This window comes from Chromobacterium sp. HL1, from assembly GCF_057418835.1.
In genome coordinates this window covers 1,461,804-1,475,927 of sequence record NZ_CP162399.1, presented here as the reverse complement: position 1 = coordinate 1,475,927, position 14,124 = coordinate 1,461,804, and the positions used below count along the sequence as shown (strand labels likewise).

General features: G+C 65.4%; 14 protein-coding genes. 6 read left to right on the top strand and 8 right to left on the bottom strand.

Annotation, left to right across the window (positions count from 1 at the left end):
- Positions 1–42 precede the first annotated feature (42 nt).
- The gene (gene acs / locus AB1Z25_RS06925) at positions 43–2,007 is read left to right on the top strand and encodes an acetate--CoA ligase (RefSeq protein WP_107800217.1); all 1,965 of its coding nucleotides are present in this window, start codon (positions 43–45) and stop codon (positions 2,005–2,007) included.
- 73 nt (positions 2,008–2,080) lie between these two features.
- On the opposite strand, the gene AB1Z25_RS06920 is transcribed toward acs, so the two are convergent.
- Positions 2,081–3,970 carry a methyl-accepting chemotaxis protein gene (locus tag AB1Z25_RS06920; protein ID WP_107800218.1) on the bottom strand — a complete coding sequence of 630 codons (1,890 nt, stop codon included), beginning with the start codon at positions 3,968–3,970 and terminating at the stop codon, positions 2,081–2,083.
- 232 nt (positions 3,971–4,202) lie between these two features.
- On the opposite strand from AB1Z25_RS06920, the gene rsxB reads away from it, so the two are divergent.
- The 4 genes from rsxB to rraA all read left to right on the top strand — a co-directional run bounded on the left by rsxB (position 4,203) and on the right by rraA (position 7,696).
- Positions 4,203–4,898, top strand: a complete 696-nt coding sequence (rsxB, locus tag AB1Z25_RS06915; RefSeq protein WP_486636875.1) for an electron transport complex subunit RsxB — start codon at positions 4,203–4,205, stop codon at positions 4,896–4,898.
- Complete coding sequence (gene nth / locus AB1Z25_RS06910) at positions 4,895–5,542, top strand: endonuclease III (protein ID WP_048413849.1); 648 nt, start codon at positions 4,895–4,897, stop codon at positions 5,540–5,542. The genes rsxB and nth overlap by 4 nt, the downstream gene beginning before the upstream one ends.
- Positions 5,543–5,611: 69 nt before the next feature.
- Positions 5,612–7,093, top strand: a complete 1,482-nt coding sequence (locus tag AB1Z25_RS06905; RefSeq protein ID WP_227107641.1) for a DegQ family serine endoprotease — start codon at positions 5,612–5,614, stop codon at positions 7,091–7,093.
- Positions 7,094–7,207: 114 nt separating this feature from the next.
- Positions 7,208–7,696 carry a ribonuclease E activity regulator RraA gene (rraA, locus tag AB1Z25_RS06900; RefSeq protein ID WP_227107638.1) on the top strand — a complete coding sequence of 163 codons (489 nt, stop codon included), beginning with the start codon at positions 7,208–7,210 and terminating at the stop codon, positions 7,694–7,696.
- Between the two features lie 7 nt (positions 7,697–7,703).
- Here the strand turns inward: rraA and AB1Z25_RS06895 are convergent, their stop codons facing one another.
- The 7 genes from AB1Z25_RS06895 to pcnB form a co-directional block, all read right to left on the bottom strand.
- Positions 7,704–8,117, bottom strand: coding sequence for a GFA family protein (locus AB1Z25_RS06895; protein WP_107801915.1), 414 nt, complete (start codon positions 8,115–8,117; stop codon positions 7,704–7,706).
- A 226-nt stretch (positions 8,118–8,343) separates the two neighbouring features.
- A complete protein-coding gene (gene panD, locus AB1Z25_RS06890) occupies positions 8,344–8,724 on the bottom strand; it encodes an aspartate 1-decarboxylase (protein WP_107800221.1) in 381 nt (126 codons plus the stop codon).
- A gap of 22 nt (positions 8,725–8,746) precedes the next feature.
- Entirely contained in the window at positions 8,747–9,580 is an 834-nt protein-coding gene (panC, locus tag AB1Z25_RS06885; protein WP_107800222.1) for a pantoate--beta-alanine ligase, read from the bottom strand.
- A 25-nt stretch (positions 9,581–9,605) separates the two neighbouring features.
- Positions 9,606–10,397 (bottom strand): 3-methyl-2-oxobutanoate hydroxymethyltransferase, encoded by a 792-nt coding sequence (panB, locus tag AB1Z25_RS06880; protein WP_107800223.1) that lies wholly within the window; start codon positions 10,395–10,397, stop codon positions 9,606–9,608.
- A 205-nt stretch (positions 10,398–10,602) separates the two neighbouring features.
- Positions 10,603–11,238 carry a deoxynucleoside kinase gene (locus AB1Z25_RS06875; RefSeq protein ID WP_081545536.1) on the bottom strand — a complete coding sequence of 212 codons (636 nt, stop codon included), beginning with the start codon at positions 11,236–11,238 and terminating at the stop codon, positions 10,603–10,605.
- 14 nt (positions 11,239–11,252) lie between these two features.
- Positions 11,253–11,741, bottom strand: coding sequence for a 2-amino-4-hydroxy-6-hydroxymethyldihydropteridine diphosphokinase (gene folK / locus AB1Z25_RS06870; RefSeq protein ID WP_107800224.1), 489 nt, complete (start codon positions 11,739–11,741; stop codon positions 11,253–11,255).
- Entirely contained in the window at positions 11,742–13,100 is a 1,359-nt protein-coding gene (pcnB, locus tag AB1Z25_RS06865; RefSeq protein ID WP_107800225.1) for a polynucleotide adenylyltransferase PcnB, read from the bottom strand.
- Between the two features lie 203 nt (positions 13,101–13,303).
- On the opposite strand from pcnB, the gene AB1Z25_RS06860 reads away from it, so the two are divergent.
- Positions 13,304–14,062, top strand: coding sequence for a hypothetical protein (locus AB1Z25_RS06860; protein WP_486636874.1), 759 nt, complete (start codon positions 13,304–13,306; stop codon positions 14,060–14,062).
- Positions 14,063–14,124: the final 62 nt, after the last annotated feature.

The window sequence follows — 14,124 nt, the reverse complement described above, 5'->3', positions numbered from 1 at the left end:
CGGAGCGGCGGCATCGCTACACCGTTAATCCAGGAGAAGTTTATGTCCACGCTAGAATCCGTCCTCAAGGAAACCCGCAGCTTTCCGCCTTCCGACGATTTCCGCCAAAAGGCGACGATCTCCGGCATCGAGGCGTACCACACGCTGTGCGAGCAGGCGGACGCCGATTACCTGTCGTTCTGGGGCGATCTGGCGCGCGATCAGATCTCCTGGAAAAAACCGTTCACCCGCGTGCTGGACGATAGCCAGGCGCCGTTCTTCAAATGGTTCGACGACGGCGTGCTCAATGTTTCCTACAACTGCCTGGACCGCCACCTGGCGGTCAACGCCAACCGCATCGCGCTGATTTTCGAAGCCGACGACGGCGCGGTCACCCGCGTCACTTACGCCGAGCTGCACCGCCGCGTCTGCCAGTTCGCCAACGGCCTGAAGAGCCTGGGCGTGAGCAAGGGCGACCGCGTGGTGATTTACATGCCGATGGTGATCGAGGCCGTCGTGGCGATGCAGGCCTGCGCCCGCATCGGCGCCATCCACTCCGTGGTGTTCGGCGGCTTTTCCGCCGGCGCGGTGCGCGACCGCGTCCAGGACGCCGGCGCCAAGCTGGTGATCACCGCCAACGAAGGCCTGCGCGGCGGCAAGAGCGTGCCGCTGAAGGCCACGGTGGACGAAGCGCTGGCGATGGACGGCTGCGACAGCGTCAAACACGTGGTCGCCTACCAGCGCACCCAGAACGAGGTGGCCTGGAGCGAGGGCCGCGACGTGTGGTGGCATCAATTGGTCAGCGGCCAGCCGGAACAATGCGAACCGGAGTGGATGAACGCCGAGGATCCGCTGTTCATCCTCTACACCTCCGGCTCCACCGGCAAACCCAAGGGCATCCAGCACAGCAGCGCCGGCTATCTGCTGGGCGCGGCCAACAGTTTCCGCTGGGTGTTCGACTACAAGCCCAACGACGTGTTCTGGTGCACCGCCGACGTGGGCTGGATCACCGGCCACAGCTATATCTGCTACGGCCCGCTGGCCAACGGCGCCACCCAGGTCATCTTCGAAGGCGTGCCCACTTATCCGGACGCCTCGCGCTTCTGGCGCATGATAGAACAGCACAAGGTCAGCATTTTCTACACCGCGCCCACCGCCATCCGCTCGCTGATCAAGCTGGGCGCGGACCTGCCCAAGCAGCACGATCTGTCCAGCCTGCGCCTGCTCGGCACCGTGGGCGAGCCGATCAACCCCGAGGCCTGGATCTGGTATCACGAAACCGTGGGCGGCGGCCGCTGCCCAATTGTCGACACCTGGTGGCAGACCGAGACCGGCTCCATCCAGATCTCGCCGCTGCCGGGCGCGGTGGCCACCAAGCCCGGCTCGTGCACGCTGCCGCTGCCGGGCATCATGGCCGACATCGTCGATGAGTCCGGCGCTCAGGTGGACCCGGGCCGCGGTGGCTTCCTGGTGATCAAGAAGCCCTTCCCCAGCTTGGTGCGCACCATCTGGAACGATCCGGAACGCTTCAAGAAAACCTATTTCCCGGAAGAGTTCAACGGCCAATACTATCTGGCCGGCGACTCCGCCAACCGCGACGAGAACGGCTATTTCTGGATCATGGGCCGCATCGACGACGTGCTGAACGTGTCCGGCCACCGCCTGGGCACCATGGAGATAGAATCCGCGCTGGTGGCCAACCCGCTGGTGGCGGAGGCCGCCGTGGTCGGCAAGCCGCACGAGGTCAAGGGCGAGGCGGTAGTGGCCTTCGTGGTGCTCAAGGGCGCTCGCCCTCAGGGCGAGGAAGCCAAGAAAGTGGCGGCCGAGCTGAAAAACTGGGTGGCGCACGAAATCGGCAAGATCGCCCAGCCGGACGATATCCGTTTCGGCGAGAACCTGCCCAAGACCCGCTCCGGCAAGATCATGCGCCGCCTGCTTCGTTCCATCGCCAAGGGCGAGGAAATCACCCAGGACGTGTCCACGCTGGAAAACCCGCAAATCCTGCAACAGCTGCAACAGCCGCTATAAACGCCGGATTCGCCGCGCCGGAGCCGCCATGCGGCTCCGGCTTTTTCATGCCTCCCGCCTATCCGTCCCAGCGCTACTCCAGCCGGAAGCGCGCGATCATCTCATCCTGTTCGGCCACGTCGGCGGCGGTGCCCTGGCAATGCCGCAACTGCACTTGCGCCGCGTCGCTGACGCGCTGGCCGATGTGCTGAATGCTGCCCGCGCTGTCGTTGATGTCCCGCGTCATCTGGCTTTGGCGGCTCACCGCGCCGGCGATGTCGCTGTTCTTGGCGTTGATGTCGGAGATCACGTCCCGGATGCGCGTCAGCATCTCGCTGATCTGCTCGGCGTCCTTCACCGTGTTGCTGGCGCAATCGCGGCTTTCGTCCATCTTGTCCCGGGCCTCGTTCACGCCGCGCTGCAGTTGCTCAATCATGCTGCGGATCTCCTGCGTCGCCTCCTGGGTTTGCGAAGCCAGTTTGCGCACCTCGTCCGCCACCACGGCGAAGCCGCGTCCCATTTCCCCCGCCCGCGCCGCTTCTATCGCGGCGTTCAGCGCCAGCAGATTGGTCTGCTCGGCCACGCCGGTGATCACTCTGACGATGGATTCGATGTTCTTGCTGAATTCGGCCAGTTCGTTCATGGACAGCGAGGTCTGCTCCAGGGTGTCGGCCAAACGCCGTATCGCCTGGCTGGACTGCGTCACCAGCGCCATCCGGCTGCCGGTCTCCTCGTGCGCCTGCCGCGCGGCCTCGGCCACCGCGCCGGCGTTGGACGTCATTTCGCCGGACGCCTCCGCCATCTGGCCGATGGACGCCACCAGTTGCTCCAGCTCTCTTTGCAGACGGCTGGCCTCGCCGCTGCTCTGCTGCGCCTCTTCCGCGCTTTGCTCGGCGCCATGGTGGACGCGAGTGGAAATCTGGCGGATATCGCCGATCAGCCGCTGCAGATAAGCGATGAAGCGGTTCAATTCCTTCGCCACCTCCCCGAATTCGTCGCGGGAGCTTTCGTCTATGCGCCGCGTCAGATCGCCGTTGCCGCTGTTGAGCTCGGTCAGCGACTGCTTGAGCTGCTGCAAGGGGCGCCGCAGGATCTGCTGCATCAGGGTGCTGAGGATGACCATGCTCAGCAGCACGCCTATCACCGCGCCCCAAAAGCCGCGCCAGCCTATCTGCTTGGCCTCGGCCATCACCTTGCCCTCGTCCAGCACCACGCCCACCAGCCACTTGGCCGGCTGCAGATGCGACAGAGGTTGAAACGCCACCATCAGGCGCTGCTCGTTGACCTCCACCTCCTGCACCTTGCCGTCCAGGGCCGGCGCTTTGCCGCCGAACAACTCCGCAACGCTCTTGCCGTTCAGCTTGGCGTCCGGGTGGCTGATGATTTTGCCGTCGGCGGACAGCAGGAAGGCGTAGCCCGCGCCGTTGAAGGTGGCGGTGTTCAACGCGTCCGAAACCGACTTCAGGCTGAGGTCGCCGCCGAAAGCGCCCTTGAACGCGCCCTTGTCGGTCAGCTTGGCCACCGCCGAAATCAGGATCTCGCCGGACGCGGCGTCGGGATAGGGATCGGTCAGGCCGACGCCGGCGGCCGCCTTGGCCACCGGATACCATGGCCGCTTGCGGGCGTCCCAAGTGGGAGGAGGATTCCAGGACGGATCGTTGGAGATTCTCTTGCCGTCGCTGTCCAAGCCGCCGAACACCAGCTTGAACTCGTTCTTGAGCATGGGCCGCTGGAAAACCTCCAAAATGCGCTCGTTGCTGAAACCGGCGTCTATGGTCTCCGACATCAGCTGGATCTGAGCCAGCTTGCCGTTCAACCAATTGGCGATCTGCTCGGCCAGCACCTGGCTGGTCTGGGTCACTTCCTGCTCTTTGCCCGCGCGTATGCTGTCCGCAACGCTCAGGTATTGCATCCAGGACAGGGTCGACAAGGTCACGGCCAGCACCAGCGCGGAAATCAGGCCGGCTTTGTGAGCGATTTTCATGGCGGGCGGTCCGGAAAAGTGAGTATTTTCACCATAGCGCACCCGCGCGCCGCTCCAAGCCCCGCCGCTTTGTTTTTTACGAAAATCGCGCGCCGCGCCCCCGGCGACGCCGGATTCCCCGCTTCAAGCGCGCGCGCCGGCAAGGACCTCCCGAAGCCTAGTCCGCGCCGGGAGTTGAAGCCGCGGCCCCTAGCGTCGATAATTAGCGGTTTTTGAAGCGGAATCCCACAGCATGCCCGTGATCACACTCGTCGAAAGGATAGACGCCCTACTGCCCCAGACCCAGTGCGGACAATGCAGCCACGCCGGCTGCCGCCCGTATGCGGAGGCGCTGGCGGAAGGCCGCGATCCGATCAACCGCTGCCCGCCGGGCGGCGACGACGGCATCCGGGCGCTGGCGGAACTGCTGGGCCGGGACATCATTCCCTTCGCCGCCGACGGCCCGCAGCCCAAGCCGCGCGCGCTGGCCGTGATACGCGAAGACAGCTGCATCGGCTGTACCCTGTGCATCCAGGCCTGTCCGGTGGACGCCATCGTCGGCGCCGCCAAGCAGATGCACACCGTCATCGCCGCCGAATGCACCGGCTGCGAACTGTGCCTGGCGCCCTGTCCGGTGGACTGCATCGACCTGGAGCCGGTGGCCGACCCGGCCGACGGCGAGCGCGAGCGGCTCATGGCCCGCGCCGCCCAGGCCCGCGTCCGTTATGAACGGCGGCAGGCGCGCAAGGCGCGCGATCAGGCGGACAAGGCCAGACGCCTGGCCGAGCGCACGGCGGTGAACGCGGCGCCGGCCTCCCCCGCCGCCGCGCCGACCGTTTCCGCCGCGCCCGCGCCGGCGGCCGACAAGAACGAATTGATCCGCAAGGCGATGGAGCGCGCCGCCGCCATGCGCGCCGCCCGCGAACAAGCAGACAAGGACAAGCCGTGAACGCCGTCAAACGCAAAGAAATCTTCACCCGCCTGCGCGACGCCAATCCGCATCCCACCACCGAGCTGGAATACAGCAGCCCGTTCGAACTGCTGATCTCGGTGCTGCTGTCGGCTCAGGCCACCGACGTCGGCGTCAACAAGGCCACGCGCCGGCTCTATCCGGTGGCCAATACGCCGGCGGCCATGCTGGCGCTGGGCGAGGAATCGCTGGCCAACTTCATCAAGACCATAGGCTTGTACAAGACCAAGGCCAGGAACGTGATCGCCACCTGTCACCTGCTGCTGGAAAAGCACGGCGGCGAAGTGCCGCAAACCCGCGAGGCGCTAGAGGCGCTGCCCGGCGTCGGCCGCAAAACGGCCAATGTGGTGCTGAACACCGCCTTCGGCCAGCCCACCATCGCGGTGGACACCCATATTTTCCGGGTGTCCAACCGCACCCGGATCGCGCCCGGCAAAGACGTGCGAGAAGTCGAGGATAAACTGGTAAAATACATCCCCGACGAATTCAAAGTCGATGCGCATCACTGGCTGATCCTGCTCGGACGCTATGTCTGCAAAGCCAGAAAACCGGAATGCGAGCGCTGCGTCATTGCCGACCTCTGCGAATATCCGGCAAAAACCGTTATGATTAAAGACAACTGAATCAAATACTGGAAAAACTCCGGTTCCGCCCTTATTTTCCGCATAGACATCAACCTAAAAGGATAGCCTGTGACAACGTATCTGCGCACCCTGGTTGGCGCCTTGCTCGCAGCCTCGTTGCTGTCCGGCTGCGACAAGGTCGAGCGCTTCTTCAAAGGCAACTCCCAGCCCGCGCCGGTCGCCATTCCCGCGCAACAGGATGGCCGCGTCGCCATGTTGCTGCCGGACTTCACTCAATTGGTCAGCCGCGACGGACCGGCGGTGGTGAATATCCAGGCCAGCCGCGAAGACAGCGGGGCCTCCCAGCCCAGCAATCTGCCGATTCCGGTGCCGGAAGACGATCCGCTGTACGACTTCTTCCGCCGCTTCATCCCCAATCATCCGCCTCAGCGCGAACAGCCGCAGGAAGAAAGCGTCTCCTTCGGCTCCGGCTTCATCATCAGCGCCGACGGCTACATCCTGACCAACGCCCATGTGGTGGCGGACAGCCAGCAGGTCAAGGTGATGCTGACCGACAAGCGCGAACTGCGCGCCAAGCTGGTCGGCGTGGACAAGCGCACCGACGTGGCGCTGCTGAAAGTGGCGGCGGCGGATCTGCCGGTGGTCAAGATCGGCAGCCCGGCGGACTTGAAAGTCGGCGAATGGGTAGCCGCCATCGGCGCGCCCTTCGGCTTCGACAACACCGTCACCGCCGGCATCGTCTCGGCCAAGGGCCGCAGCCTGCCGGACGAAAACTTCGTCCCCTTCATCCAGACCGACGTGGCGATCAACCCAGGCAACTCCGGCGGTCCGCTGTTCAATCTGCGCGGCGAAGTGGTGGGCATCAACTCGCAGATCTACAGCCGTTCCGGCGGCTTCATGGGCATCTCCTTCGCCATCCCCATCGATTTGGCGATGAGCGTGGTCGACCAGCTCAAGGCCAAGGGCAAGGTCAGCCGCGGCCAGCTGGGCATCAATATCCAGGAAGTGACTCAGGAGCTGGCGCAGTCCTTCGGTCTGCAGCGCCCCAGCGGCGCGCTGGTGGTGCGCGTCGATCCCAAGGGACCGGCCGCTCGCGCCGGCCTGCAGGCCGGCGACATCATCCTGAAACTGGACGGCAAGTCCATAGAAAGCTCCAAGGATCTGCCGGTGCTGGTCGGATCGCTGCAGCCGGGCACCAAGATCAAGCTGACGGTGTGGCGCAAGGGCGTGGAAAAGGATCTGGAAGCCACGCTGGCGGAACTGGCGCAGGAAGCGCCGAGCGCGCAGCAGTCTCAGGAAGAAAGCTCGCCGCAAGGCTTCCAGTTCGGCAAACTGGGTCTGACGCTCAGCGAGCTGACGCCGAACCAGCGCTCGGAGCTGGGCGTGCGCGGCGGCCTGCTGATCCAGAAGGCGCAAGGTCCGGCCGCTCGTTCCGGCCTGCAGGCCGGCGACGTGATCCTGGGCTTGAACCAGGTGGAAGTCTCCACCATCGCCAACTTCGAAAAAGCGCTGGCCAGCGCCAAGGGCCATATCGCCTTGTTGGTGCGCCGCAACGAGGCCGTGTTGTTCGTGCCCTTGCGGCTGGAATAAGCGTCGTCTCGACCCGCATTGCCCAAAGCCGCCGTCAGGCGGCTTTTTCATTTTGATGGCATACCGCCCGCGCTGTTAGGATTGAGCTTTCGCGTCCGCCACAGGAGAGCCGCCATGGACTTTCACACCGCCGATCTATGCGATCAGTTCGACGAACAATTGCAGGTATTGACGCCCTCGCTGCAACGCTACGGCGGCCAGGCCCGATTTTTCGGCCGCATCGAAACCCTGAAGCTGTTCGAGGACAATAGCCTGGTGCGGGAGGCGCTGAGTCAGCACGGCGCCGGCAAGGTCTTGGTGGTGGACGGCGGCGGCTCGCTGCGCTGCGCGCTGCTGGGCGACCAATTGGGCGTGCTGGCGGTGGCCAACGGCTGGGCCGGCGTGGTGATCAACGGCTGCATCCGCGACTCCGCCGCCCTGAACAAGCTGGCGCTGGGCATACGCGCGCTGGGCACCCACCCGCGCAAATCGGTGAAGCGCGGCGAAGGCCAGCGCAATCTGAGCGTGGAGTTCGGCCAGACGCGTTTCAGCCCAGGCCACTGGCTGTACGCCGACGAAGACGGCGTGGTGGTCTCCCCCGGCGCGCTGCATCAAACCAAGTGACCGCGCCTCAGGCCTCGCTGCGTTGATAGACGGGCAGTTCCTGTTGCGCGGCGGGGCTGCCCCAGGGCAGGTGCTGCTCCCACCAGATATGGCCGGCCGGCGCCACCCGCTCCGGGTGGTCCAGCGAGGACACGGTGATGTCGAGCTCCTCCGGGTCCGACTCATGGCGATACGTCAGGGTGGAGCCGCAATGCGGGCAGAAACCGCGGCTGACCGCGGCCGAGGAGTGATACAGCACCGGCTTTTCCCCGCGCCAGTCCAGATCGGCCACGCGTACGGTGAACCAGGTGACGAAGGCCGCGCCGCTGGCGCGACGACAGCTTTTGCAATGGCAATGCACCACATCGTAAGGCTCGGCGCGCAAACGGTAACGCACTGCGCCGCATAAGCAGCCCCCGGTCAGATTCTGGCCTGCGCTCATGATGCCTCCCTCGCTGCTGGATTGACGATGGATCAGGAAGCGGTTGCCGGGCCGGCTCAAGCCGGCAGCCAGACAACGCCGCTTTTTAAATATGATTCACCGCCTGCGCCAGCGCCAAGCGCCAAGCCGAAATAAACCGGCTCCGGCCCCGAAATGGATGCTGTGCTGCAACAAAAAAACAACGGCCGCCCTAAGGCGGCCGCTGGCTGGCGAAACCGGAAGCGGATCAGGCCGCCTGCGTCGGGGTCGCGCCCTTGACCTCGGTCATCTGGTTGCCGGCGTCCACGAACACCAGCTTGGGCTGGTGATCCTTCAGCTCGGCGGCCTCGTACTGGGCGAAAGACGCGATGATCAGCAAATCCCCCGGCGCGGCGCGGCGCGCGGCGGAGCCGTTGACCGAGATAGTGCCGGAGCCGCGCTCGGCCTTGATCGCGTAAGTGGCGAAGCGCTCGCCGTTGGTGACGTTCCAGATCTGCACTTCTTCGTATTCCAGAATGTCGGCCGCTTCCAGCAGGTTCTCGTCGATGGCGCAGGAGCCGATATAGTGCAACTCGCTGTGCGTGGTGGTTACCCGGTGAAGCTTGGATTTGAGCATATTGCGCTGCATGATTGCATCCTTCGTCCGCTGATCAGCGGAACACTTCGATGTTGTCGATCAGGCGGGTGCGCCCCAGTCGGGCGGCCGCCAGCACCACCAGGCGTTTTTCGCCGGCGTGCGCCACCGCCAGGGTGTCGGCCTGGCGAATTTCCACGTAATCCACGGTCCAGCCGGCTTGGGCCAGATCGTCGCGCGCGCCCTGCTCCAGCGCCGCGTAATCATTGTCGCCGTCCTGCAGCCGCTGTCGCACCTGCGTCAGATTGCGATACAGGCGCGGCGCCTCGGCGCGCTCTTCCGCGCTCAGATAGCCGTTGCGCGAGGACAGCGCCAGGCCGTCGTCGGCGCGGCCGGTGTCCACCGGCACAATCTCGATCGGCGAGTTCAAATCCTCCACCATCGCGCGGATCACGTGCAGCTGCTGGAAATCCTTCTTGCCGAAACAGGCCAGGTCCGGCTGCACGATGTTGAACAACTTGGTCACCACGGTGGCGACGCCGCGGAAGTGGCCGGGACGGAAGGCGCCGCACAGCTCGTTCTGGATATTCGGCGGCTCCACGTTGAAGTCCTGGCGCACGCGCGGATACAGCTCCTGTTCCTCGGGGAAGAACAAGGCGTCCACGCCGGCGGCGCGCAGCTTGTCGCAATCGGCGTCGAAGGTGCGCGGATAGGCGCCGAAGTCTTCACCCTGGCCGAACTGCAGCCGATTGACGAAGATGCTGACCACCACTTTGTCGGCGCGCTCGCGCGCCGCCTTGACCAGGGCCAGATGGCCGGCATGCAGATTGCCCATGGTGGGCACGAAGGCGAGCTTGCCCGCCTGGCGACGCCAGGCGCGCATCTGCGCCACGGTACGAATGATTTCCATTGCTTGATGTCCTGGACCGGGCCGATCAGAAAGTATGTTCCGCCGCCGGGAAGGACTTGTCCTTCACCGCCTGCACATAGGCCTGCACCGCGCCCTGGATGCTGCCCGCCTGGTTCATGAAGTCCTTGACGAAGCGCGCCTTCTTGCCCGGATACACGCCCAGCATGTCGTGCAGCACCAGCACCTGGCCGGACACGTCGACGCCGGCGCCTATGCCTATGGTGGGCACGGAAATCGACTCGGTGATCTCGCGCGCCAGCTCGGCCGGCACGCACTCCATCAGCACCAGGCTGGCGCCGGCCTCGGCGTGCGCCTTGGCGTCGTTGACGATGCGGCGCGCGTCTTCCTCGCTCTTGCCCTGCACCCGATAGCCGCCGAAGGTGTTGACGAACTGCGGCGTCAGGCCGATGTGGGCGCACACCGGCACGCCGCGCTCCACCAGGAAGCGGGTGGTGTCGGCCATATAGGCGCCGCCCTCCAGCTTCACCATGTGCGCTCCGGCCTGGATGATGCGGGCGGCGTGGGCGAACGCCTGCTGCGGACTTTCCTGATAGGCGCCGAACGTCATGTCGCCCAGCACCATCGCCTGCTTGGCGCCCCGCGCCACGCAACGCACGTGATAGAGCATTTCCTCCTCGGCCACCGGCAGCGTGGAGTCTATGCCCTGCACCACCATGCCCAACGAATCCCCCACCAGCAGAATTTCCACGCCGGCCTGTTCCAGCAAGGCGGCGAAGCTGGCGTCGTAACAGGTCAGCATGGCGATCTTCTGCCCTTCCTGCGCCATTTTCTGCAGGGTGTTGACGGTAATTTTCATGCCCGTTCTTCCTCGTTTCAGTCGTCCGTATCGACCGGCGGGACGCCTAGAGCCCGCTTACGATCTGCTGCGCCTCAGGAAGGTCGCGCGGCGAGCGCGGCGTCGAAACGCGCGGACGGGGCTGGGCCCTTCCGCCGTCTCGGCCGCAAGGCCGTCACCCGTCCTGGCTCGCATCATCGCAAACCGGCTCTGAGCGCTCGGCGGCTCAGACGCTCTTGTTGAAATAGTTGCGCTGGCCTCGCGCCTCGCTGATGCAGCGGATCAGCAGTTCGAAGTCCTCGTCGCCGTCGACCAGATTCAGATGATCGGTATTGACGATCAGCAACGGCGCGGCCTCGTACTGATGGAAAAACTCGCTATAGGCCTGATGCACGCGCTTCAGATAGCCTTCCGGGAAATTGACTTCGTACTCCGCCGCCCGCGCGGCCACCCGGCTCAGCAGGTTCTCTTCGGAAGCCTGCAGATAAATCACCAGATCCGGCACCGGGTGCTCGGGCATCGCCAGCCCCGCCAGGCGCTTGTACAGCGCCAGCTCGGCCTCGTCCAGATTGATCTTGGCGAACAGCGCGTCTTTTTCGAACAGGAAGTCCGACACCAACGGGCTGGCCAGCAGTTCGCCGTCCAGCATGCTCTTGGCCATCTCGGCGCGTTGCAGCATGAAGGACAGCTGGGTGGACAGACCGTGGGCCGGCAAGTTGCGGTAGAAGCGCGGCAGGAAGGGGTTGGCGGCGGGATCTTCCGCCAGCAGGCGCACGCCCCAGTATTCCGACAGTCGGCGCGCCAGAGAGGATTTGCCCGCGCCGATCGGCCCTTCGACCACGACATAACGCAATTGACTCATCGCTCGCTTCCTTATTAGCTAGTTGTTTTGAGGCGCTCCACGCCCTGATCGGCCAGCCCTGCGGCCAGTTCGCCGGCCGTGCCCAGCGCCGGCAGCGCCAGATCGGGAGCGATCTCCGCCAGCGGGATCATGACGAAGCCGCGCAGATGCATGCGCGGATGCGGCAGGGTCAGGTCTTGGTCGCTCAGGGCGACGCCGCTGTAATACAGCAGATCCAGATCCAGCACCCGCGGCGCGTTGCGGAAGGTGCGCACCCGGCCGAACTCGGCCTCTATCGCCAGCAGCCGGCGCAATAATTCGCGCGGCGCCAGCGCGGTGTCCACTTCCGCCACGGCATTGATGAAGTCCGGCTGATCGGCATAGCCCACCGGCGCGGTGCGGTACAGGGCGGACTGCCGGGTCAGCGCGGTGTCGGGCAAGGCGGCGATCGCGGCCAGCGCGGCGCGGATCTGCGCCGCCGGCTGCTCGAGATTGCTGCCCAGCGCGATGAAGGCCTGCGCCACTTAGGCCTCTCCGCCCGGCTCGTCCGCGGCTTTGCGGCGATTGGCGGGGCGGCGGCGGCGGCGTTTCTTGGCCGGGTCCGGCTCGCCGCTGGCTTTGGCGATGTCCAGCAGCTGCTCGCGTTCGTCCTCGTCGGCGCGCTGGAAGTCATTCCACCAGGACACCAGCTTCATGTCCACCTCGCCGGCTTCTCCGCGCAGGGCGAAGAAATCGTAAGCGGCGCGGAAGCGCGGCTGCTCCAGGAAACGGTAGGCGCGCTGGCCGCTGCGGCTGTCGAAACGCGACTGCAGCATCCAGATTTCGCGCATGGTCACGCTGAAGCGGCGCGGAATGGCAAAATCGTTGTCCTGCTCGGACTCCACGTCGGCAATCGCCTGCGCCAGCGCGTACACCGCGCGGTCGCCGGCGTTCAGGCGTTTCTGCCAGCGCTGATGCACCTGCTTCCACAACAGGGTGGCCAGCAGGAAGCCTACCGACACCGGCTTGTCGGCGCGGATGCGCTGATCGGTGCTTTCCAGGCCCAGCTTCAAGAACAGGTCGTCGCCCTTATCGTCCAGCACCGCGTCCAGCAGCGGGAACACGCCGCGCGCCATGCCTTCCTCGCGCAGCTTTTTCAGGCAGCCGTAGGCTTGGCCGGACATCAGCAGCTTGAGCATTTCGTCGAACAGGCGCGCCGGCGGCTCTTTCTTCAGCAGATGGGCGTGGGTGCGGATCGGCTTGCGGGTGGCCTCGTCGATATCGAAGCCCAGCTTGGCCGCCAGGCGCACCGCGCGCAGCATGCGCACCGGGTCTTCCTGATAACGGCGCGCCGGCTGGCCTATCATCACCAGCTTGCGGGCGCGCAAGTCCTTGACGCCGTGGTGATAGTCGATGACGGTTTCGTCGGACGGATCGTAGAACAACGCGTTGACGGTGAAGTCGCGGCGGTGCGCGTCCTCTTCCTGGCTGCCGAAGCTGTTGTCGGCCATGATGCGGCCGGTTTCATTGGTGTCGTCCACCGAACCGCCGCGGAAAGTGGTCACCTCGATGGTTTCCGGTCCCATCATCACGTGGACGATGCGGAAACGCCGGCCGATGATGCGGGAGCGGCGGAACACCCGGTGCACTTCCTCAGGCGTCGCGTTGGTGGCGACGTCGAAATCCTTCGGCGACACGCCCAACATCAAGTCGCGCACGGCTCCGCCCACCACATAGGCGGCGAAACCGGCCTCCTGCAGTCGGGTGGTGACTTTCAGCGCAGCGGAGCTGAGCTGGTCTCGGCGGATGCCGTGTTGCGGCAGAGGAATCACGCGCGCCTTGGTGCGGCGCTTGCCCATGCCGGCGGGCAGGTCCAGTACTTTACGGATAAACTTGCGGATCATTATGAGAAGATAGTCGACTTGGAATGCCAGGATTCGCAAGACTAGTAGGTAGTCAAGCCGGCGATTATATCCCTATTCTTTGCAGAAAATACAATTCGCCGCCATATCCCGCCGCATCGCAGCGCCCATGGCCGCCAATTGCCCCCCATCGGCGATAGGCATACAATCGCTGCCGATTCGCCGACTCCGACAAGACCCCTCCCGTGCGCCCTACTCTCAGCTTTCATCTCCAGACCATTCCCAACGTGCCCGCCATCCGCCAGCTCTACCAGCTGGACGGCGAAATCGGGGAGGCCGACGTCGCCGATTTCGTGCTGCAGCGCTGTCGCGCCCAGAGCGGCACCGACTTCATCCCCTTCCACTTGCACCGCGTCGTCGCCATCGCCGGCGTGCTGCAACAGGATGGGCAAACCCGTCTCGTCCAAGGGCTCGCCGCCGACGCAGGCGACGAGGCCGCGATGCTGGCGGACTGGCTGAACCTGCTGCGCGACAGCCGGGCGCGGCTGGTCAGCTGGGACGGCGCGCGGCTGGAACTGCCGGTGCTGCGCCACCGCGCGCTGGCGCTGGGCCTGCCGCTGGCGGAACAGCTGCGCGCCGGAGCGGACAGCTCGTCCCAGGTCTCGCTGAGCGAGATCCTGAGCGGCGGCCACGCGGAGCTGGCCACCCCGCAGGGCGAACTGGCCCGGCTGTGCGGCCTGCCCGGCGAGGCCGAGCTCAACGGCCCGCGGCGCTGGGAACTGTACCGCGCCGGCGACGTCGGCGCGCTCGCGGAACACAATGCGCGCCAGGCCGCCAGCTGCCATCTGCTGTGGCTGCGCCAGCAATGGGTGGAGGGCGCGCTGGATTCAGGCGCCCACCAGGCCTGTAGGCAAGGCCTGCGCGCCGTCGTCGCCACGCAGCCGGAACCGCACTGGCGCGGCTGGCTGGCCGACTGGCCCGCGGACGCTCCGCAAGGGGATTGACAGCCAAAAGCCAAAGGCATAGGCTGACGTTCATGCGCCGATTTGACACAGCTTGCGGGCGC

Excerpts from the sequence above, each read along its gene's own strand:
- acs (WP_107800217.1), top strand. The coding sequence starts at position 43 with ATGTCCACGCTAGAATCCGTCCTCAAGGAAACCCGCAGCTTTCCGCCT.
- AB1Z25_RS06920 (WP_107800218.1), bottom strand. The coding sequence starts at position 3,970 with ATGAAAATCGCTCACAAAGCCGGCCTGATTTCCGCGCTGGTGCTGGCC.
- rsxB (WP_486636875.1), top strand. The coding sequence starts at position 4,203 with ATGCCCGTGATCACACTCGTCGAAAGGATAGACGCCCTACTGCCCCAG.
- rraA (WP_227107638.1), top strand. The coding sequence starts at position 7,208 with ATGGACTTTCACACCGCCGATCTATGCGATCAGTTCGACGAACAATTG.
- AB1Z25_RS06895 (WP_107801915.1), bottom strand. The coding sequence starts at position 8,117 with ATGAGCGCAGGCCAGAATCTGACCGGGGGCTGCTTATGCGGCGCAGTG.
- panD (WP_107800221.1), bottom strand. The coding sequence starts at position 8,724 with ATGCAGCGCAATATGCTCAAATCCAAGCTTCACCGGGTAACCACCACG.
- panC (WP_107800222.1), bottom strand. The coding sequence starts at position 9,580 with ATGGAAATCATTCGTACCGTGGCGCAGATGCGCGCCTGGCGTCGCCAG.
- panB (WP_107800223.1), bottom strand. The coding sequence starts at position 10,397 with ATGAAAATTACCGTCAACACCCTGCAGAAAATGGCGCAGGAAGGGCAG.
- AB1Z25_RS06875 (WP_081545536.1), bottom strand. The coding sequence starts at position 11,238 with ATGAGTCAATTGCGTTATGTCGTGGTCGAAGGGCCGATCGGCGCGGGC.
- pcnB (WP_107800225.1), bottom strand. The coding sequence starts at position 13,100 with ATGATCCGCAAGTTTATCCGTAAAGTACTGGACCTGCCCGCCGGCATG.